Here is a 20,687-nt window from a genome sequence, read left to right on the forward strand (position 1 = left end):
TAAAATGAGGCAAATTTCGCTTAGGAAAGGTCTTAAGCGATGGGATAACGATAACTGAATGGGAATATTCCTATCAAGCCGTGTGGACGTGGAGGCGAATGTTTAGGAATAACCTCAGAAGAACAAATAATAGAGAGGGTCGTTCTGGGGAACGCGACTTATTATTGACATTGTTATTGTGTAAAAAACAAACACGGATGATGTAAATATAATGCGGAAAAGAAACAGCCGGAAAACGGCGTTTTCCGGCTGTGGTGACATTCATGCGATGTTATTCACACGGTCTGCTTGCGAAACAGTTCGCGGAATACCGGATAGATATCGTCCGGTTCGCGGATATGCTGCATGGCGAAGTTGTCGAACTTCGCCTGCAGATCCTCATATTCACGCCACAGCGTTTGGTGAGCGCGGCGAGTGATCTCTATGTAGCTATAATAACGCACCATCGGCAGGATCTTCTTCGCCAACAGTTCATGGCACAGCGGTGAATCGTCGGCCCAGTTGTCGCCGTCCGAGGCTTGCGCGGCGTAGATATTCCATTGCGCCGGGTCATAACGTTCTTCGACGACGTCGTTCATCAATTTCAGCGCACTGGAGACGATGGTGCCGCCGGTTTCCTGTGAATAGAAGAACTCCTGTTCATCCACCTCTTTTGCCTGGGTGTGATGGCGAATATAGACCACCTCAACGTTTTTGTAGGTTCGGCTCAGGAACAGATAAAGCAGAATGTAAAAACGCTTGGCCATGTCTTTGGTCGCCTGATCCATCGAACCGGACACGTCCATCAGGCAGAACATCACCGCCTGGCTCGAGGGCTCCGGCCGGCGCTCATAGTTTTTGTAGCGCAGGTCGAAGGTATCGATAAACGGCACGCTTTCGATTTTCTTGCGCAGTTCGGCAATTTCTTTGCGCAGCCGCTCCTCTTCCAGCAATTGCACGGGTTCGGTGTTTTCCAACTGGGTCAGCGCGTCTTCCAACTCGTGCAACGCGCGTCTTTTACCGGCGGTCATGGCGGTACGCCGCGCCAGCGAGTTCTGCAGCGAACGCACGACGCTGATGTTGGCCGGCACGCCGTTGGCGGTATAGCCGGCGCGATGGGTTTTGAACTCGGTCAATTGCTTGTACTGATTCTTCTTCAAGTTGGGCAGGGCGAGATCCTCGAACAAAAGATCGAGATACTCATCTTTGGATATCTGGAAGACGAATTCATCCTGGCCCTCACCGTCCTGACTGGCGTTCCCTTGGCCGCCGCCACCGCCTGCGCCACCCTGAGGCCGCTCAACGCGATCGTTCTGCACGAAGTGGTCATTGCCCGGGTGAACGCGATGGCGAGTGCCGCCGCGCCCCTGATGAAACATCGGTTCGTTGATATCGTCAGTGGGGATGGAGACCGACTCCCCGCTGTCTACGTCGGTGACCGAACGCTTGTTGATGGCTTCGGCAATCGACTGTTTGATTTGCGACTTGTAACGGCGCAAGAAGCGCTGGCGGTTCACCATGCTCTTGTTTTTGCCGTTCAGCCGTCGGTCAATGAAATAGGCCATACTTCCCCCAAACGACGTTGCCAACTCTTCATGTCCCGGTCGCGGCAGCGCAATGTGCCAGCCCCTCCGTGGGCTGCGCTGCAACGTCCATGACTGTGGACATGGCCCTGATAATGCCGCTTACCTGAGGCGTTATGAGGATTTTCTGACCCGCAGATACCATTCACACAGCAGGCGCACCTGCTTGCGGGTATAGCCTTTCTCCATCATGCGGTCGACGAAGTCGTCGTGTTTTTTCTGCTCGTCCGTCGACGTTTTGGCGTTGAACGAAATCACCGGCAACAGCTCTTCGGTATTGGAGAACATTTTTTTCTCGATCACGGTGCGCAGCTTCTCGTAGCTGGTCCAGTTCGGATTGCGGCCGTTGTTGTTGGCGCGAGCGCGCAGCACGAAGTTCACGATTTCGTTACGGAAATCTTTCGGGTTGCTGATACCGGCCGGTTTTTCAATTTTTTCCAGTTCGGCGTTCAAAGACTCACGATCGAACAGCTGGCCGGTATCAGGATCGCGATACTCCTGATCCTGGATCCAGAAGTCCGCGTAGGTCACATAACGGTCAAAAATGTTCTGTCCGTATTCCGAGTAGGATTCCAGATAGGCGGTCTGGATCTCTTTGCCGATAAACTCGGCGTATTTCGGGATCAGATAGCCTTTCAGGTGTTCCAGGTATTTCTCGGCCAAATCCTGCGGGAACTGTTCGCGTTCGATCTGCTGCTCCAGCACATAGAACAGGTGTACCGGGTTGGCCGCCACCTCAGCGTGATCGAAGTTGAATACCCGCGAGAGGATTTTAAAGGCGAAACGGGTGGAGAGGCCGTTCATGCCTTCGTCAACCCCAGCGTAGTCGCGGTACTCCTGATAGGACTTGGCTTTCGGATCGGTATCCTTGAGACTTTCGCCGTCATACACGCGCATTTTCGAGTAAATGCTCGAGTTTTCCGGCTCTTTCAACCGCGACAGCACGCTGAACCGCGCCAATGTTTCGAGGGTGCCCGGTGCGCAAGGCGCGTGGGTCAGCTCACTGTGATCCAGCAGCTTGTCGTAAATTTTGATCTCTTCAGACACGCGCAGGCAGTAAGGTACTTTGACGATGTACACGCGGTCGAGGAACGCTTCGTTGTTCTTGTTGTTGCGGAAGGTCACCCACTCGGATTCGTTGGAGTGCGCCAGAATAATGCCGCTGAACGGCAGGGCGGAGATGCCTTCAGTGCCGTTGTAGTTGCCTTCCTGGGTCGCGGTCAGCAGCGGATGCAGCACCTTGATCGGCGCTTTGAACATCTCGACGAACTCCATAATCCCCTGGTTGGCGCGGCACAGGGCGCCGGAGTAACCGTAAGCGTCCGGATCGTTCTGCGCGTGGTTCTCCAGTTTACGGATATCCACTTTACCGACCAGCGCCGAGATGTCCTGGTTGTTTTCATCGCCCGGTTCGGTTTTGGCGATGGCGATCTGTTCCAGAATGGAAGGGCGCACCTTCACGACTTTAAATTTGGTGATGTCGCCGCCGAACTCATGCAGGCGTTTCGCCGCCCACGGCGACATGATAGTGCCGAGGTAGCGACTCGGGATGTTGAACTCTTTCTCCAGGATCGAGGCATCTTCCTGCGGGTTGAACAGGCACAGCGGATGATCGTTGACCGGGCTGCGCTCGCCGTTGGCGCTGAGGGTGTAGATGGGCACGCGCTGCATCAACGCCTTAAGACGTTCTGCCAGCGAAGACTTACCGCCGCCCACCGGGCCCAGCAGGTAAAGGATCTGTTTCTTCTCTTCCAGGCCCTGCGCGGCGTGTTTCAGGTAAGAGACGATCTGTTCGATGGCCTCTTCCATGCCATAGAATTCCTCGAAGGCCGGATAGCGTGCGATCACGCGATTGGAGAACAGGCGCGACAGGCGTGATTCTAGCGCAGTGTCGACCATCACAGGTTCACCGATAGCCATCAGCAGACGTTCGGCCGCGTTGGCATAGGCACTGCGATCTTGCCGGCAAATGGTAAGAAATTCCTGCAGTGTGAACTCTTCGTCCTTGGCAGCTTCGTAGCGCTGGCGATAGTGGTCAAATATGTTCATGATGCCCGTCCTTTCGTTATTAGCACAGGTTAAAGAGAGCGTGTGATAGTGTTCTGGCCCCCGGAAGATGAGAATACGCCTGAGTACAGCAACCCGTATGCCAACTTGGTGCGCTTATTATCGCGAGTTGCGCTGTATGCCACTGGGCCCAGGATAAATTCGCCTTCTGATTTAAGCTTAGTTTGCTTGCCGGAAAATTTCCTGCCGCAGAAAAAGCTTTTTTTAAGTCATATCAATGACTCAGTTATTACCGTGTTAGCCAAATGCCTTGTCTGGCGCGGCCTGCGGGATAAAACGTCATCGATCCGCCATGATTAATTCATAATTCCGCTATAAGTTATTCGATCTTGGTCGTTTTCTATTGTAAAGATTAGGCGCGCAACTAAATTTTCACATAAACTATTGCGGCTATTAACCCTGTAATTTATGGAAAAAGAACCAGTGAAGATTTCAAAACTCAAAACGCTAGCAATTATCGCTTCCGCAATGGTTTGTGCGCAAAGTGCTCAGGCGGGGACCTGGTCACTTGGCGCTGCCGCGCTGGTTAGCCCGGACGCGTATCGCGGTTATCAGGACCGCGTTTATCCGGTGCCCGTCATCGACTATGAAGGTGATGACTTCTACTTCCGTACTCTGACCGCCGGTTACTACCTGTGGAAAGATCAAGAAAACCAGCTGAGCATCATGGGTTACTACACGCCATGGGGCTACCGTCCGGGCGACAGCGACGACGATCGCATGAAGCGCCTCGACAAGCGTCGCGGCACGCTGATGGCCGGCCTGGCCTATTCGCACAACGCGGAGTGGGGCACTATCCGTACTACTTTCACCGGCGACACGCTGAACAACAGCAACGGGCTGGTGGGCGATGTGGCTTACCTGTACAAGTTTGATCTGGACGCATTGACGCTGGTCCCGGGCGTGGGCGTAATGTGGAACAGCAAGAACCAGAACAAATATTACTACGGCGTCAGCGCCAATGAATCCCGCCGCAGCGGCCTGGATAGCTACACCCCAGGCGATAGCTGGGCACCGTATCTCGAGCTGAGCGCCAATTACCAGATCAACAAGAGCTGGAACGCTTTCTTCGTCGGCCGCTATGTGAAGCTGTCGGATGAAGTAAAAGACAGTCCGATGGTGGATAAATCCTACACCGGTTTGTTGATGACGGGTGTGAGCTACACCTTCTAATCACGCATTGCACGATTATCGTGCATGGCGTGCATTAAAAAGGGGCGCAAGCGCCCCTTTTGCACATCTGCAGTGCGCTGCCGCGCACGATCCCTCAGGCTTTTTTACGGCTGCGGAAGGTGACTCCCAAACGGGCGGGTTGCTCGCCGGCGGCGATCAGCGGTTTGCTGACGCGCCCGGTCTCGATACAAACCATGGTCTTGTAACCGTCGTTCGGCATATCCCCCATGCTGCAGGAGAGTTCTGCGCCGGGGTTCCAGGCGATGACGTCGCTCATATGATGGTGGTGAACCTCGATGGTGCGTGCGAGCGCCGGATCGCGGATCTGGCTGAAGGCCTCCGGGCGAGTATAGACACGGTCGGTTTGGCCGACGAAGGTCACTTCACCTGCCTGACGTGCCTCTGCACCGCCCGCCACCTTGTCGATATAAGGCTCGCCCAGACCCGCCACGCTGACCCGTTCGATGTCGCCGACCTGGAAGTAGCTATGTAGCGCCGCCGTGGCCTGATAATCGCCGTGCGATTCCAGTTCGATCTCGCACTCTGCACCCAGTTTGAAGCGGGCAATCAGCGTGAAGGCGTGCGGCCACAGTTTTCGGGTCTGCTCATTGTCTTTCAGCGTGAAGGTCAGAATGACGCCGTTGTCATCTTCATCGTGCGCCGTCAGGCTCCAGGGCTGGTTACGGGCAAAGCCGTGGGAAGGTTGCGCCACTGGACCGAACCACGGCCAGCAGATCGGTACCCCACCGCGGATGGCCTTGCCTTTGGCAAACGGGGTATTGTTGCTGAGCCAAATTACCGGCTGCTCACCGCTGGGCTGCCAGGCCAGCAAATGGGCGCCCTGCAGCGCGACGGCCGCGCGCACTTTCGGGTGCGAGACCACCACCACGCCCAGCTCATCGAGCTGACGTTGGCTGATGTAAGGTGAAATCTGTTCGGAAACGGGCAGGGTGAAAATTTTCTCGTTCATTTCATGACCTATTGTTTGCCGGAGAGACAAATAAAAAAGGGCGACAAAAATGTCGCCCTCATTATCAGCTTAACATCATGCCATTACTTGGAGATGTGAGCGATCAGATCCAAAACCTTGTTGGAATAACCGGTTTCGTTGTCGTACCAGGAAACCAGCTTCACGAAGTTGTCGTTCAGTGCGATACCGGCTTTGGCATCGAACACGGAAGTCAGCACTTCGCCGTTGAAATCGGTGGAAACCACGTCGTCTTCAACGTAGCCCAGAACGCCTTTCATAGAACCTTCAGCGGCGTCTTTGATGGCTTTCTTGATTTCTTCGTAGGTAGCCGCTTTTTCCAGACGTACGGTCAGGTCAACAACGGATACGTTAGGCGTCGGTACGCGGAACGCCATACCGGTCAGTTTGCCTTTCAGCTCTGGCAGAACCACGCCAACCGCTTTCGCTGCGCCGGTAGAAGAAGGGATGATGTTTTGGGATGCGCCGCGGCCGCCGCGCCAGTCTTTGTGGGACGGGCCATCAACGGTTTTCTGAGTAGCGGTGGTCGCGTGAACGGTGGTCATCAGACCTTCAACGATACCGAAGTTGTCGTTGATGACTTTAGCCAGTGGCGCCAGGCAGTTGGTGGTGCAAGAGGCGTTGGACACGATGTCCTGGCCGGCATATTTGTCAAAGTTAGCGCCGCGCACGAACATTGGGGTCGCATCTTTGGATGGGCCAGTCAGAACCACTTTTTTAGCGCCGGCGGTGATGTGTTTACGCGCGGTTTCGTCGGTCAGGAAGATACCGGTCGCTTCAGCAACCACGTCAACGCCTACTTCGTTCCACTTCAGGTTAGCCGGGTCTTTCTCTGCGGTAACACGGATGGTTTTGCCGTTAACAACCAGGTGGCCGTCTTTAACTTCTACCGTACCGTTGAAACGGCCGTGAGTAGAGTCATACTTCAGCATGTAAGCCATGTACTCTGCGTCCAACAGGTCGTTGATTGCAACGATCTCGATGTCAGAACGCTCTTGAGCAGCACGGAAAACAATGCGACCGATACGGCCAAAACCGTTGATACCTACTTTGATAGTCATATATTCCACCAGCTATTTGTTAGTGAATAAAAGGTTGGTTGTAAAATTACAAAAACCTTACCCAGCGTCAAGCGGAATCGTGTCAATTCTTGCGGCAAGTCAAACCAGAAGGGTGGTTTTGCACGCTTATTGCACAGTCCATTTGCGCTTGGCCTCATCCGTTATATGGGGACAAGCCGCCAAGTATAAAGTCAGCATACGCAAGATGTGTGATCGCTATCACATATCATCGTGACGTAGCCTTTATGGGCTACAGTTTAGGCCAAAAACCCCTGCAGCGGTGTTAATTTTTTGTTATTATTAATCATTGTTTTCGTTGACATTATCCACATTCAGAGATAAGCACAAATGGCTAAAGAGACAACCCCCGGTCATCCGGTCACGGAACTGAATGAAATCCAACGTTATGTGACGCAACAGCGTGGTACTGAAGCGCCGTTCAGCGGCAAATTGCTGCACAACAAGCGCGAGGGCGTGTACCATTGCCTGTGCTGCAACCAGCCGCTGTTCTATTCCGAAACCAAATACGATTCCGGCTGCGGTTGGCCGAGTTTTTATGAGCCGGTTTCCGCCGATGCAATCCGCTATCTTGATGATAATTCGCATAATATGCATCGTGTTGAAATCCGCTGCGGCCACTGCGACGCGCACCTGGGGCACGTTTTCCCCGATGGCCCGCAGCCGACAGGCGACCGCTACTGCGTCAACTCCGCCTCGCTGAGTTTCACCGATGGCGAAAATGGCGACCAAACGGCCGGTTAAGTGGTAATTTAACTAACAAAATCGATTCAGCTAATTATTCATCCGTAAGCGAGAAGGGCTCTGATGGACGTGAAAGATCTGATTGCGGCGATGACGCCCGAGATATACCAGCGCCTGGTACTGGCGGTTGAGCTGGGTAAATGGCCGGACGGCGTGGCGCTGACGCCGGAGCAAAAAGAAAACAGCCTGCAGGCGGTGATGCTGTGGCAGTCGATGAACAACGTCGATCCGCAGCACATGAGCATCGGCACCGACGGGCAGATCGTGATGAAGAGCAAGCAAGAGCTGAAACAGCAGTTCGTTGCCGAGCCGCTGGCCAAACTCAAACCGCAGTAAGGTTGCCCTAAAGCGGGGCGATGCCGCCATCGCCCCGTCGATTCACCGTTTTTCGCCCTTTATGCCCAGCGATTCCGCCAGCTGCTGCGCCAGCCGGTTGTTGTCGTCCGCGCCATACTCCCAGAACATCGCCCCTCCCAATCCCTGGCTTTTGATGTACTCGGCCTTGATGGCCACCGAACGCGGGTTCTCGTAGGAGATAGCGAACAAGGGTTTGCCTTCGGCGGATTGCAGCGTCAGGTAAGGTACCTTGGCGTCGTCATCCCAGTGTTCGCGAAAACGATGCTGCGGATCGTTGAGCAATTTGCTGACGATATCGTGGTATTTAAAGTAAGTGTCTTTGCTGAGATCCAGCCCCAGCGCGTTGAACAGGGCGGTTTCGCGCGCGCTGAAGTCAGGCTGCGTCACCGGATGCTTGGCGGCGTCCGGTTTGTCCCAGTCGATGCCCGCCTCGGTCGCCCGTTTCGGCACCCGGCCGTAGAAACCGATGCCCAGGTTCATCTGTGCCGGTTTCAGACCGGCGGCCAGATAATGCTTTACCACGTTATCGGCGCTGTAGCGATCGGCGGCGGCTACGGTTGGCCAACGCGTTGAATCGTACAGGTTGGCATTGAAGTACTGCGTGCCGTAAGCCATGTCGTAAGTCATCAGATTGATGTAATTGAGGTAGGGCGCAATATTTTTCACATCGACCCATTCCTGTGGGCTTTTGACGTTGGCCCCGACGGCGATGGTTAACAGCTTGCCTTGCCCCAGTGCTTGGTGAAGCTCTTTCAGCAGCAGGGTGAAGTTATCGCGATCCGCCGGTTGGCTTTCCACCAGCCCCCAGGCGCCGTTCACCGGGTATTCCCAGTCCAGATCGATCCCATCCAGCCGGTACTGTGCGATCACCTGCTGCGCGGAGCGAATGAATATCGCCCGGTTTTCCGCGGTAGCGGCGGCGGCGGAGAAACCGCGTGCGCCCCAGCCACCGACCGACAGCAGCACTTTCAGCTCGGGGTTCTGTTTGCGCAGCACCGGCAGCCGTTGCAGATCGGCCGTGACTTTCGGCGACAGGTAGATCTGGTGGCGGCGAGCGGGGTCTTTCAGCGCCGCATTGGTTTCGTCTTTCTCGCCGTTGTAGATCAGGCCGAACGAATAGTTGAGGTGGGTGATTTGCGTGACGTCCAGCTTATCGATATCGCCACCGGGGCCGGCGGTGACGTCGCCGCCGCCGTTGAAGTAGCCGACGGAGAGATAGGCCGCCTGGGCCGTGCTTGCGCCAGCCATAGCCAATTGCACCGCCGCCAGCAAAGGCAGCAGTTTTCGGGTTATTTTCATGTCAGTCTCCTTGTGGTCGGCAAGGCCGACCGTACCGCCAGGGGCGGGCACAATAAAGCCGGGCTCAGCGGGCCCCGGATGCGTATAACCGATTGACGCCAAAAGCGTCGCAGTCATAACAGCAAAAGCGCCTGCCGGTCACAAGCCGTTGGGGAAGAAGAAAGGCGGTATTGTGAGCAGCGTCGATAATTTCGCCGCCGCGCAGAGAGGGCGCCGGTGGCGCCCGAGCGGATTTAGTTGGCGAGAAACTGTGACAGGGTAACTAGCTGCGCGCCGGCGCGCGCCATGTCCTGCAGCGCTCGCTCACTGTCGTCCGGCTGCAGATTCACGCCGCGGCAGCCGTCGACGATCACTTGCGTCGGATAGCCGGCAGCCAGCGCATCCAGCACGCTGAACTTCACGCAGTAGTCGGTCGCCAGGCCCATGACAGCTAACCGCCGGACGCCCTGTGATTGCAGCCAGCCGTGGAGTTCGGTTTGCGCACGGTGGCCGTTATCGAAGAACGCGCTGTAGCTGTCGATGTTCGTATCTTGCCCTTTGCGAAAGACGGCATTGATGTGTTGCCGCTGTAACTGGGGATGAAAATCGGCGCCGTGGCTCCCTTGCACGCAGTGCACCGGCCACCACACCTGCGGCAGGCCTTCCAGCTCACCGAGAGTGCCGACCTGCGCATCGGAGTTCACCGCAAAGCTGCGGTGATTGGCGGGGTGCCAGTCCTGGCTGGCCACCACCGGCTCTCCCCGCGCCAGGCAGGCGGCGATCGCCTGATTGGCGACCGGGATGACGGCGTCGCCCGCCGTGACCGCCAGCGCGCCGCCGGGGCAGAAGTCGTTTTGCAGATCGATCAACAACAGGGCCGTTTTCATCGCCGCTCCAGAGTTCAGTCGATTAACCGTTGATGCTCAGCTCGCCGCGCAGATCTTGCTGCATCAGGGCGCGGATTTGTTCCGGCGTCAGCGGCTGGCTCAACAGATAGTGCAGCTTGGTCAGGGCGGCTTCCACCGTCATGTCGAAACCGCTGATAACCCCGGCGTGCGCCAGCGCGTTGCCGGTGGCGTAGCCTTCCATATTGACGCGCCCGGAGATGCACTGCGTCAGGTTGACCACCACGATGCCGCGTTCGGAGGCCGCACGCAACTCGTCGATCAGCTCGGCCTTCTGCGGCGCGTTGCCGACGCCGTAGGAACGCAGGATCAGCGCCTTGACCGGCTGCAGCAGGAAGTTACGCACCACCGCGCCGGAAATGCCCGGATAGATAGTGACCACGCCGATCGGCTGCGGCGTGATGTCGTGCACTCGTAACCCGCCGTTGCAAGTCGGGCTGTCGATGCCGTGCTGGCGACGAATGTGGATACCGGCTTCCAGCAGCGGCGGCAGGTTGGGTGAAGCGAAAGCGTCGAAGCCGTCGGCGTGCGCCTTGGTGGTGCGGTTGCCGCGGAACAGCTTGTTGTTGAAGAACAGGCTGACTTCGTTCACCGGATGGTTGGCTGCCAGGTACAATGCATTCAGCAGATTGGTTTGGCCATCGGAGCGCAGCTCCGCCAGCGGAATCTGCGAGCCGGTGACGATCACCGGCTTAGCCAGGTTCTCCAGCATGAAGGAAAGCGCCGAGGCGGTGAACGCCATGGTGTCGGTGCCGTGCAGGATCACGAAGCCGTCGTAGCGATCGTAGTTCTGCTTGATGTCGTCGGCGATGTGCTGCCAGTCTTCCGGCGTCATGTCCGAAGAGTCAATCAATGGCGCGTATTCATGAATGGTGAAATCCGGCATTTCCGGCCGATGGAATTCCGGCATCAGCGCCAGTTGGCGCTGCAGGTGGCCGGAAACCGGGATATAGCCGTGATCGGATCGCTGCATGCCGATGGTGCCGCCGGTGTAGGCGACGTAAATGGATTTCTTTTGCATGGTCATGATTTTAACAAAGATAAGATGGGCTGAATTATAGGGGCATGGCGGCAGAAAAAAAGCCCGGCGATGGCCGGGCTGCAGAATTATTTGTTAGCGGACTTCTCCGCAGGTCAGACAGATCGCGTAACGGTTCTGCGGATCGTTCAAGTTATTGAACAAACCCGGCTGCTCTTTCACCGCATTGGCGACCGAGGCCAGCGGGGCAGGTAGCATGGCCTGAATCGCCGCCGGCAGCATGGCGTGAATGGAAACGCCGAACTGGCTGAGCACCATATCGCTCAGGCTCGGGGTATCGACGAACCAGTCAAGCTGCCACTGCTGCAGCTTCGCCAGCTCAGCGGCTTTCTTCACCGCGTCGTCGAAATCGCCCAACTGATCGACCAGGCCGTTGGCCTTGGCGTCGCTGCCGAGCCAGACGTGGCCTTGGGCGATTTGATCGACCTGCTGCGGGGTCATCTTGCGCGATTTGGCAACCAAATCGAGGAAGTTCTTATACCCGTTTTCGATGTTCAGCTGCATCATCTGCGAGAACTCCTGCGGCAACGCCTTGGTGACCGCGATGTCGGCCAGCGGCGAGGTCGCCACGCCGTCGGTGTGCACGCCCAGCGTGTCCAGGGTTTTCTCGTAGGTATTGATGATGCCGAAAATGCCGATGGATCCAGTCAGCGTACTCGGGCTGGCGATGATGTAGTCGGCCGGCGTCGAGACCCAGTAACCGCCCGATGCGGCCATGCCGCCCATCGACACCACCACCGGTTTGCCGGCGGCGCGCACGGCGGCCAGCTCGGAGCGGATCACTTCGGACGCGCTGACGCTGCCGCCAGGGCTGTTGACACGGAACACCACGGCTTTGATGGCCGGATCCAGACGTGCCTGACGCAGCTCGGCGGCGGTGGTGTCGCCCCCGACGTTACCCGGCGTCTGCGGGCCGTCCATGATGGCGCCGTTGGCGAAGACGACGGCGATCTTGCCGCCCTGGTTCGCGTCCGGTTTCGGCTGATAGTCGTAGATGCTGATGGCGTTGAAATCGTTTACCTGTTTGTCCCAGCCGAAGGTCTTGACCAGCTGATTTTCGATCGCGGTGCGCGACGCCAGCTCGTCCACCAGCTTGTTGTCCAGCGCATAGCGAGCGGTGTCGCCACCGGCCGCCTGCAGGCCGCTCAGCACGCCGGCGGCGCCGGGGAACAGCTGCTGCGGCGTCAGCTGGCGGTTGGCCGCGACGGTCTCCAGATAGTTCTGCCACAGGCCGCCAATCCAACGGCTGTCTGCTTCGCGCGCCGCCGGAGACATATCGTCGCGGATCAGCGGTTCGACCGCCGATTTATAGGTGCCGACGCGGAAGATATTGGTGGTGACCTTGAGCATGTCCAGCAACGACTTGTAATACAGGTTGTTGGTGGCGAAACCGTGCAGATCGACCGCGCCCTGCGGCGACAGGTAGACCTTGTTGGCGTAGCTGGCCAGATAGTATTGCGTCTGGTTGTAGCTGTCGCCGATGGCGAAGATCGGTTTGCCGCTGTCGCGGAACTCGCGCAGCGCTTTGCCGATATAGCGCAGCGACGGCTGATCGGCGCCGACGAAATCATTCAGCTGCAACACCATGCCGGTAATGTTTTTGTCGTCTTTGGCCTTGCGGATGCTGTCGACTACGTCGAACAGCGAGTTTTCCTGTAGGCGGCTGCTGGAGGCACCCAACAGTTCGCGGCCCCATTGCCGCACCCGGTTGTTTACCGAAGGCTGATCGACCACCACGCCGCTTAAATCGACCAGCAGCGCGCCGCGCGCCGGGGCCGTCGAGGTGGAGGAACTTTGGAAGGACAGATAGATGCCGACCCCAACCAGGATCAGCAAGACCAGGAACAGGTTAAGGATCAGTTCCCTGATAAAATTCAGCAGACGCCATGTCCACCGGAAAATGCCGGCAATAATTTGCCACAATGTGCGCATGTGCTCTCCAACAAGAGTCGAGAATGTTCCGCTATCCTAATGAGCGGCCGGGTAAATGTCAGCTTTAAATCGTGGCACACAGACGCTATCGCCGAGGCTGTAACTCGTCGTTTAGCTATGTTAACGTGGCCGGAATGAAAATTGTTATCAGGAGTTTACGATGGATGCTCTGGATCTTTTATTGAATCGTCGCTCGGCTTCGCGCCTGGCGGAACCGGCGCCGGCGGGGGAAGTGCGCCAAAATATCATCAACGCGGGCCTGCGTGCACCCGATCACGGCGCGCTGCAGCCGTGGCGTTTCGTGATGATCGAGAATCAGGGCCTGGAACGCTTCAGTCAGCTGCTGCAGGCGGCGGCGAAGCAGGATCAGCTGGACGAGGCGGCGATCGAAAAAGCCACCAAGGCGCCGTTCCGCGCACCGCTGATCATCACCGTCATCGCGCACTGCACGGAAGAGACCAAAGTGCCGCGCTGGGAGCAGGTGGTTTCCGCCGGTTGCGCCGTGCAGGCGATGCAGATGGCGGCGCTGGCGCAGGGCTTTAACGGCATCTGGCGCACCGGCGCCTGGACCGAGCATGCGCTGGTGCGTGAAGCCTTCGGTTGCCGCGAGCAGGACGAGATCGTCGGCTTCCTCTATCTGGGGACGCCGCAGCTGAAGGCTGCCACCAAGGTGACGCCGCCGGACAGCACGCCTTTCGTCAGCTATTTCTGAGTTTTTTCCAACGGGGCGCGGTGAAAATGCGCCAAACCCCGCAAAATTGCATGGTTTCTGAGCAGGCCGTTCGCTTATCGGCGGCCCGCTCTTATCAATCCCCTCGGCAAGCGCTACCCTATGTTATCTTGAGTGCCGTTACCGAAGGGAGTGGACTATGACATCGCCAGCGATCCGTTTAACCCAGTACAGCCATGGCGCTGGCTGCGGCTGCAAAATCTCACCGAAAGTTCTCGAAACCATCCTGCATAGCGAGCGGGAAAAGTTTGTCGATCCGCGCCTGCTGGTCGGCAATGAAACCCGCGACGATGCGGCGGTGTACGACATTGGCAACGGCGTCGGCATCATCAGCACCACCGACTTCTTCATGCCGATCGTCGACGATCCATTCGATTTCGGCCGCATTGCGGCTGCCAACGCCATCAGCGACGTGTACGCCATGGGCGGCAAACCGATCATGGCGATCGCCATTCTCGGCTGGCCGATCGCCAAGCTGCCGCCGGAGGTGGCGCAGCAGGTGATCGACGGCGGCCGTTTCGCCTGCCAGCAGGCGGGGATCGCGCTGGCCGGTGGCCATTCTATCGATGCACCGGAACCTATTTTCGGCCTGGCGGTGACCGGCGTGGTCAATACCGAGCGGGTGAAGAAAAACAGCGCGGCACAGGCCGGATCAAAACTTTATCTGACCAAGCCGTTGGGCATCGGTGTGCTGACGACCGCCGAGAAGCAAAGCAAGCTGCGCCCTGAGCATCAGGGCCTGGCGACTGAAGTGATGTGTCGCCTGAATAAACCGGGTGCTGATTTTGCCGAGGTGGCGGGCGTCACAGCGATGACCGACATCACCGGCTTTGGCCTGCTGGGCCACCTGAGCGAGGTATGCCAGGGCTCCGGTCTGCAGGCGACGGTCTGGTTTGATCGGGTGCCGAAACTGCCGGACGTTGAGGCGTATATCGCCGAGGGCTGTGTGCCGGGCGGCACCGGGCGCAACTTCGACAGCTATGGCCATCTGGTGGGCGAGATGAGCGATTTGCAGCGCCAGCTGCTGTGCGATCCGCAAACCTCCGGCGGCTTGCTGTTGGCGGTATTGCCGGAGGCGGAAGCGCAGGTGCTGGCGATTGCCGAACAGCACGGTATCACGCTCAACGCTATCGGTGAATTGCATGTGGCATCGGCTGATAAGCCGCTGATCGAGGTCGCGTAGTGTCCAACATGCAAGGAAGGGCGGACAGCGACGATTACCAACGCATTTTCCTGCAGGACGTGCCGCTGATTGACGTGCGCGCACCGATCGAGTTTCAGCAGGGCGCCTTCGCTCAGGCACTGAATCTGCCGCTGATGATCGACAGCGAACGCCAGGCGGTCGGCACCTGCTATAAGCAGCATGGGCAACAAGCGGCGATCGCGCTCGGCCACAGCCTAGTGAACGGCAAACTGCGCGAACAGCGCACCGCCGCCTGGCTGGCGGCCTGCGCAGAGCGGCCCGAAGGCTATATTTACTGCTTCCGCGGCGGGCTGCGCTCGCAGCTGGTGCAGCAATGGCTGCATGAGGCCGGCGTCGAGTACCCGCGTATCATTGGCGGTTATAAGGCGCTGCGCAATTATTTGCTCGGCGTGCTGGCGCAAAGCGCGGCATTGCCGATGGCCCTGGTGGGCGGCAATACCGGCAGCGGCAAGACGTTGCTGGTCAACGAACTGGCCGACGGCGTCGATCTGGAAGGCGTGGCGCGCCATCGCGGTTCATCTTTTGGTCGAACGCTGGCGGGCCAGAGCTCGCAGATCGATTTTGAGAATCGTCTGGCTGTGTTATTGCTGAAAAAACAGCATGGTGGCAGCCGCCGTTGGGTGCTGGAAGACGAAGGGCGGATCATCGGCAGCAACAATCTGCCGCTGCCGCTGTTCAATGGGATGCAGCAGGCGCCGGTGGCGGTGATCGACGATCCGTTCGACATTCGTCTGGCGCGTCTGCAGGCGGAATATATCGACGGCATGCGCGAACAGTTCGAACAGGCCTATGGTGTGGAAGACGGCTGGCGACAGTACGACGACTATCTGCACCACGGTCTGTTCGCCATACGCCGCCGCCTGGGGCTGGAACGCTTCCAGCAGCTGACGCAACGACTGGAAGCGGCGCTGCGGACACAGCGGCTCAGCGGCCAGGGCGAGGCGCACCGCGAGTGGCTGGCGCCCCTGTTGCAGCAGTACTACGATCCGATGTATTGCTATCAGTTGGAAAAGAAAGCCCAGCGGATTGTCTTCCGTGGGAACTATGCAGAAGTAAGAGAATTCTTGATGACGTTCAGCCAGAAAAACGGTGAATAATGCGACTGTTCATAGCCGAGAAACCGAGTTTGGCGCGCGCCATTGCCGACGTCTTGCCCAAGCCGCATCGCCGCGGCGACGGGTATATCGCCTGTGGCAACAACGACGTGGTGACCTGGTGCGTCGGCCACCTGTTGGAGCAGGCTCAGCCTGACGCTTATGACAGCCGCTATGCGCGCTGGTCGTTGGCGGATCTGCCGATCATTCCCGAAAAATGGCGGTTGCAGCCGCGGCCTTCGGTCAGTAAACAGCTCAACGCCATTAAAAAGTTGCTGCTTGAAGCCGATGAAGTGGTTCACGCCGGCGACCCGGATCGCGAAGGGCAACTGCTGGTGGATGAGGTGCTGGACTACCTGGATTTGACGGCGGAGAAGCGCCAGAACGTGCGCCGCTGTCTGATCAACGATCTCAACCCGCAGGCGGTGGAGCGCGCGGTCGAGCGGCTGCGCGACAACCGAGACTTTATCCCGCTGTGCGTGTCTGCGCTCGCGCGTTCGCGTGCCGACTGGCTGTACGGCATCAATATGACCCGCGCTTATACGCTGCTGGGCCGCAACGCCGGTTACGACGGCGTGCTGTCGGTGGGCAGGGTGCAGACGCCGGTGCTGGGATTGGTGGTGCGGCGCGATGAAGAGATCGAAAACTTCGTGCCGAAAGATTTCTTTGAGGTCAAAGCGCACATCGTTACGCCGAAAGAAGAACGCTTTGTGGCGCTGTGGCAACCCAGCGACTCCTGCGAGCCTTATCAGGATGAAGAGGGGCGTTTGCTGCACCGGCCGTTGGCGGAGCACGTGGTCAAGCGCATCGAAGGCCAGCCGGCCCTGGTCACGTCTTATAACGATAAACGGGAATCAGATACCGCGCCGCTGCCGTTTTCGCTCTCCACGCTGCAAATCGAAGCGGCCCGGCGTTATAACCTCAGCGCGCAACAGGTGCTGGACGTTTGCCAGCGGCTGTACGAAACCCACAAATTGATCACCTATCCGCGTTCCGACTGTCGCTATCTGCCGGAAGAGCATTTCGCCGGCCGCCACGCGGTGCTGAACGCCATCAGCGTGCACCAGCCTGAACTGTACCCGCAGCCGGTGATCGACAGCGATCGCCGCAACCGCTGCTGGGACGATAAAAAGGTCGATGCGCACCACGCTATCATTCCTACCGCCCGTGCCGGCAAGATTAACCTGACGCAGGATGAACGGAACGTGTATGGGCTGGTGGCGCGCCAGTATCTGATGCAGTTTTGTCCGGATGCGGTGTTCCGCAAATGCGTGATCGAGCTGGATATCGCCGGCGGCAAATTCATAGCCAAGGCGCGTTTTCTGGCAGAGGCCGGTTGGCGCACGCTGCTGGGCAGCAAGGAACGCGACGAGGAAAATGAGGGCGCCCCGTTGCCGGTGGTGGCTAAAGATGATGAGCTGCTGTGTGAGCGCGGTGAAGTGGTGGAGCGCCAGACGCAGCCCCCGCGGCCGTTTACCGACGCCAGCCTGTTGTCGGCCATGACCGGCATCGCGCGGTTCGTACAAGATAAAGCGCTAAAGAAAATCCTGCGAGCGACCGATGGTTTAGGTACGGAAGCGACGCGAGCGGGGATCATCGAATTGCTGTTCAAGCGGGCGTTTCTGTACAAGAAGGGACGCTATATTCACTCCAGCGAAACCGGGCGCGCGTTGATTCACTCGCTGCCGGATCTTGCTGCGCGTCCTGATATGACGGCAAACTGGGAAGCCACGCTGACGCAAATCAGCGAGAAATCCTGCCGCTATCAGGACTTTATGCAGCCGTTGGTCGGCACGCTGCAAGAGCTGATTTATCAGGCCAAGCAGAGCCGGGCGAGCATGGCGTTTCGTGGATTGCCGCCGCCGCCTTCCAGCGGAGGCAAAAAACGCAGGAAAAGCGCCAGCAAGGCGCAGGAGAAGAGTGAATGAAGCGTGGACTCACTGGGGCGCTGGCTGCCGCTATCTTGGCGTACTGCGGCCTGGCGGCCGCCAACCGGGGCGATGTGGACGTGGTGTTGCCGGTTTCGCCGGAGATTTGGGGCACGGCCAAAAGCGGCGTCAACCCGCCGCCGGCGCAGCCCTGCAACCGCTGTTGCGTCTACCAGAACCAGAACTATTCCGAGGGCGCGGTGCTTAAAGTGGAAGGGGAAGTGCTGCAGTGCGTGCGTGAGCCTAACACCATCGGCACCAACCCCTTAATTTGGGTGCGATTGAAGAAGTGACGATGTAACCTATCGCCGCGCTCAGCGTACATCGCCTTGCGCGGCAATATAGCCCTCCAGCAGTGGAACGTCAGCGGGTGCCAGAGCGTATTCCTGCGCCTGTTGCGGCGTGACCCAGACCAGCGCCGAGTGGCAGCGCTGTTGCAGTTCACCGGAGAACTCCGCGACTTGCCAGGCGTGCAGCCGGATGAGGCGTTCGCCTTGCTGCCACTGATTGCTGCCCACATAGTTGCCGATACGGGCGCAAATTCCCAATTCTTCATCCAGCTCGCGCGCCAGCGCCTCTGGCTGGCTTTCGCCGGCTTCAACCTTGCCGCCGGGGAATTCCCACAGACCGGCCTGGTCGCTGCCTGCGCCGCGCTGGGCCAGCAAAATGCGGCCATTTTTTTCCAGAATGGCGGCTACCACGTCGATAATTTTCATTGGCTTCACAGAGTAAAACCCCGGCGAGCGCCGGGGTGATGGGGTTACAGCGTAAATTCCGCCCAGACCGGTGCATGGTCGGAAGGTTTCTCCATACCACGGGTTTGGTAATCGATGCCGGTGGCGATGCAGCGCGAAGCCAGCGGGGTGCTGGCGAGCAGCAGATCGATACGCAGGCCGCGGTTGTCGTCGAACCCTTTGGAGCGGTAGTCGAACCACGAGAATTCGTCGCTGCGCCCCGGGTTGGCGTGGCGGTAGGTATCCACCAGGCCCCAGTTCAGCAGGCGGTCCATCCATTCACGTTCTTCCGGCAGGAAGGAGCATTTACCGGTGCGCAGCCAGCGTTTGCGGTTGTCTTCGCCGATGCCGATATCGTAATCGCTGGGGCTGATATTCATGTCGCCCATGATCAGCACCGGGGATTCTGCCGACAGCTGTTGCTCCAGGTAATTTTGCAGGTCCTGATAAAACCGCGTTTTAGCCGGGAATTTGATCGGATGGTCGCGGCTTTCACCTTGCGGGAAGTAGCCGTTGATCACCGTCAGCGTGCCCTGTGGCGTAGCCAGATCGGCCATGATGATGCGACGCTGCGCATCTTCTTCATCGGTCGGGAAACCGCGGCGCACGGCCAGAGGCTCCGCTTTGGTCAGCAGCGCCACGCCGTAATGGCCTTTTTGCCCGTGATAGAATACGTGGTAGCCGTGTTGGCTGACGTCTTCCAATGGGAACATGTCATCGTGAACTTTGGTTTCCTGCAGACCGATCACGTCGGGCTGGTGCTGTTCGATAATTGCCGCCAGCTGATGCGGACGCGCGCGCAGTCCATTGATATTAAAAGAGACAAACTTCATGAGCGGTGCCGTTTTCACGAGAAAAATGTGCTGTGATAGTAGCAGAGTTTGGCGGGAAATGTAACGCAGACAGCGGCGGGACCGCTGACTGCGCAGCGGGTTTATTTCGCCCAGCGGTCGTAATTTTTAGGTTGATAGTCGTCAAACTGTTGCAGCAGCGTTTGTGCCGATTCACTGATGTGCAGGGTACCGAGATAGTCGTGGCGCATGAAACCCTGATCGGCGACGTGCTCGAGGAACTGGCTCAGTGGGCGGTAGAATCCGTTGACGTTCAGCAGGCCGACCGGTTTGTTGTGATAGCCGATTTGCCCCCAGGTCCAGATTTCAAACAGCTCTTCCAGTGTGCCGATGCCGCCGGGCAGGGCGATAAAACTGTCCGCCAGCGCCGCCATACGGGCTTTGCGCGTATGCATATCGGGTACCACTTCCAGTTCGGTCAGGCCGCGATGCGCCGTTTCCGCTTCCACCAGGCGCTCGGGGATAATGCCGACAGCTTCACCGCCCGCTGCCAACACCGCGTCTGCCACGATCCCCATCAATCCTTTTTTGCCGCCGCCGTAGATTAAACGGCGCCCCTGAGCGGCCAGCAGCTGCCCCAGTTGACGAGCCTGCTCGGCATAAGCGGGATTGACGCCCTCACTGGCGCCACAAAAAACGCAAATATTGTTTCGCATCCACCTGTTCCTTACTGCACTAAAGAAGCCAGTGGTATAGCGAATTGTCGGCCGGAGTTCAAGTTACGGGCGGAGGAGAGAAATAAAACGTCTGGATGGAAGCGGTTAATAAGGGGAGATAACTTGATTTATTGATACGAAAACATTGGATGCAACGAGTTTTAAGTAGGGTTTGGATTTTTCTGCAAGAGATGGTGGTGGGGGAAGGATTCGAACCTTCGAAGTCTGTGACGGCAGATTTACAGTCTGCTCCCTTTGGCCGCTCGGGAACCCCACCATGGTATTCATGGATTTACAAATTGTTGTTCTGGTTTTATCCAGAAGAAACCTGGCCGGTTTCTTTACTGCGTCTTCGCTCCTGGCGGA

At 57.9% G+C, this 20,687-nt stretch carries 20 protein-coding genes and 1 tRNA gene; 9 read left to right on the top strand and 12 right to left on the bottom strand.

Annotated elements, in window-relative coordinates; all coding sequences use genetic code 11:
* Positions 1-275: 275 nt before the first annotated feature.
* Positions 276-1,544 carry a YeaH/YhbH family protein gene (locus tag ACJ8J5_RS04315; RefSeq protein WP_004932234.1) on the bottom strand — a complete coding sequence of 423 codons (1,269 nt, stop codon included), beginning with the start codon at positions 1,542-1,544 and terminating at the stop codon, positions 276-278.
* Positions 1,545-1,676: 132 nt separating this feature from the next.
* The gene (yeaG, locus tag ACJ8J5_RS04320; RefSeq protein WP_025303096.1) at positions 1,677-3,611 is read right to left on the bottom strand and encodes a protein kinase YeaG; all 1,935 of its coding nucleotides are present in this window, start codon (positions 3,609-3,611) and stop codon (positions 1,677-1,679) included.
* A gap of 42 nt (positions 3,612-3,653) precedes the next feature.
* On the opposite strand from yeaG, the gene ACJ8J5_RS04325 reads away from it, so the two are divergent.
* The gene (locus ACJ8J5_RS04325; RefSeq protein ID WP_173889450.1) at positions 3,654-3,929 is read left to right on the top strand and encodes a hypothetical protein; all 276 of its coding nucleotides are present in this window, start codon (positions 3,654-3,656) and stop codon (positions 3,927-3,929) included.
* 108 nt (positions 3,930-4,037) lie between these two features.
* Entirely contained in the window at positions 4,038-4,802 is a 765-nt protein-coding gene (locus tag ACJ8J5_RS04330; protein ID WP_025303095.1) for a MipA/OmpV family protein, read from the top strand.
* Positions 4,803-4,896: 94 nt separating this feature from the next.
* On the opposite strand, the gene ACJ8J5_RS04335 is transcribed toward ACJ8J5_RS04330, so the two are convergent.
* A complete protein-coding gene (locus tag ACJ8J5_RS04335) occupies positions 4,897-5,772 on the bottom strand; it encodes a D-hexose-6-phosphate mutarotase (protein ID WP_025303094.1) in 876 nt (291 codons plus the stop codon).
* Positions 5,773-5,855: 83 nt separating this feature from the next.
* Positions 5,856-6,851 (bottom strand): glyceraldehyde-3-phosphate dehydrogenase, encoded by a 996-nt coding sequence (gene gapA, locus ACJ8J5_RS04340; RefSeq protein ID WP_004932222.1) that lies wholly within the window; start codon positions 6,849-6,851, stop codon positions 5,856-5,858.
* A 348-nt stretch (positions 6,852-7,199) separates the two neighbouring features.
* Here gapA and msrB point away from each other — a divergent pair, with 348 nt between their 5' ends.
* Positions 7,200-7,613, top strand: coding sequence for a peptide-methionine (R)-S-oxide reductase MsrB (gene msrB / locus ACJ8J5_RS04345; RefSeq protein WP_004932219.1), 414 nt, complete (start codon positions 7,200-7,202; stop codon positions 7,611-7,613).
* A gap of 63 nt (positions 7,614-7,676) precedes the next feature.
* Positions 7,677-7,949 (top strand): YeaC family protein, encoded by a 273-nt coding sequence (locus ACJ8J5_RS04350; RefSeq protein ID WP_414104439.1) that lies wholly within the window; start codon positions 7,677-7,679, stop codon positions 7,947-7,949.
* Between the two features lie 42 nt (positions 7,950-7,991).
* Here ACJ8J5_RS04350 and ACJ8J5_RS04355 read toward each other — a convergent pair whose 3' ends face one another.
* The 4 genes from ACJ8J5_RS04355 to sppA form a co-directional block, all read right to left on the bottom strand.
* Positions 7,992-9,269 carry a glycoside hydrolase family 18 protein gene (locus ACJ8J5_RS04355; RefSeq protein ID WP_414104440.1) on the bottom strand — a complete coding sequence of 426 codons (1,278 nt, stop codon included), beginning with the start codon at positions 9,267-9,269 and terminating at the stop codon, positions 7,992-7,994.
* A 233-nt stretch (positions 9,270-9,502) separates the two neighbouring features.
* Positions 9,503-10,135, bottom strand: coding sequence for a bifunctional nicotinamidase/pyrazinamidase (pncA, locus tag ACJ8J5_RS04360; protein ID WP_049203352.1), 633 nt, complete (start codon positions 10,133-10,135; stop codon positions 9,503-9,505).
* A gap of 22 nt (positions 10,136-10,157) precedes the next feature.
* Positions 10,158-11,174 (bottom strand): asparaginase, encoded by a 1,017-nt coding sequence (gene ansA / locus ACJ8J5_RS04365; protein WP_025303090.1) that lies wholly within the window; start codon positions 11,172-11,174, stop codon positions 10,158-10,160.
* Between the two features lie 93 nt (positions 11,175-11,267).
* A complete protein-coding gene (gene sppA / locus ACJ8J5_RS04370) occupies positions 11,268-13,124 on the bottom strand; it encodes a signal peptide peptidase SppA (RefSeq protein WP_025303089.1) in 1,857 nt (618 codons plus the stop codon).
* A 160-nt stretch (positions 13,125-13,284) separates the two neighbouring features.
* On the opposite strand from sppA, the gene ACJ8J5_RS04375 reads away from it, so the two are divergent.
* The 5 genes from ACJ8J5_RS04375 (at position 13,285) to ACJ8J5_RS04395 (ending at position 18,373) form a co-directional block, all read left to right on the top strand.
* Positions 13,285-13,836 (top strand): NAD(P)H nitroreductase, encoded by a 552-nt coding sequence (locus ACJ8J5_RS04375; RefSeq protein ID WP_004932204.1) that lies wholly within the window; start codon positions 13,285-13,287, stop codon positions 13,834-13,836.
* Positions 13,837-13,993: 157 nt separating this feature from the next.
* Positions 13,994-15,037, top strand: coding sequence for a selenide, water dikinase SelD (gene selD, locus ACJ8J5_RS04380; protein WP_025303088.1), 1,044 nt, complete (start codon positions 13,994-13,996; stop codon positions 15,035-15,037).
* Between the two features lie 8 nt (positions 15,038-15,045).
* Positions 15,046-16,155 carry a tRNA 2-selenouridine(34) synthase MnmH gene (gene mnmH, locus ACJ8J5_RS04385; RefSeq protein ID WP_060433206.1) on the top strand — a complete coding sequence of 370 codons (1,110 nt, stop codon included), beginning with the start codon at positions 15,046-15,048 and terminating at the stop codon, positions 16,153-16,155.
* Positions 16,155-18,080, top strand: a complete 1,926-nt coding sequence (locus ACJ8J5_RS04390; protein WP_025303086.1) for a DNA topoisomerase III — start codon at positions 16,155-16,157, stop codon at positions 18,078-18,080. Before mnmH ends, ACJ8J5_RS04390 begins: the two co-directional genes overlap by 1 nt.
* Positions 18,077-18,373, top strand: coding sequence for a YnjH family protein (locus tag ACJ8J5_RS04395; RefSeq protein WP_173889446.1), 297 nt, complete (start codon positions 18,077-18,079; stop codon positions 18,371-18,373). The genes ACJ8J5_RS04390 and ACJ8J5_RS04395 overlap by 4 nt, the downstream gene beginning before the upstream one ends.
* Positions 18,374-18,394: 21 nt before the next feature.
* On the opposite strand, the gene ACJ8J5_RS04400 is transcribed toward ACJ8J5_RS04395, so the two are convergent.
* The 4 genes from ACJ8J5_RS04400 to ACJ8J5_RS04415 form a co-directional block, all read right to left on the bottom strand.
* On the bottom strand, positions 18,395-18,796 hold the full coding sequence (locus ACJ8J5_RS04400; protein ID WP_414104524.1) for a pyrimidine (deoxy)nucleoside triphosphate diphosphatase: 402 nt from the start codon (positions 18,794-18,796) through the stop codon (positions 18,395-18,397).
* 44 nt (positions 18,797-18,840) lie between these two features.
* Positions 18,841-19,647: an exodeoxyribonuclease III gene (gene xthA, locus ACJ8J5_RS04405; RefSeq protein ID WP_025303083.1), complete on the bottom strand. Its 807-nt coding sequence runs from the start codon at positions 19,645-19,647 to the stop codon at positions 18,841-18,843.
* Between the two features lie 101 nt (positions 19,648-19,748).
* Complete coding sequence (locus ACJ8J5_RS04410; RefSeq protein ID WP_004932190.1) at positions 19,749-20,321, bottom strand: TIGR00730 family Rossman fold protein; 573 nt, start codon at positions 20,319-20,321, stop codon at positions 19,749-19,751.
* A gap of 192 nt (positions 20,322-20,513) precedes the next feature.
* Positions 20,514-20,598: transfer RNA gene (locus ACJ8J5_RS04415), tRNA-Tyr, on the bottom strand.
* Positions 20,599-20,687: the final 89 nt, after the last annotated feature.

Origin of the sequence: Serratia sp. CY43202 (assembly GCF_052168755.1) — a bacterium.
Classification (GTDB): domain Bacteria; phylum Pseudomonadota; class Gammaproteobacteria; order Enterobacterales; family Enterobacteriaceae; genus Serratia; species Serratia bockelmannii.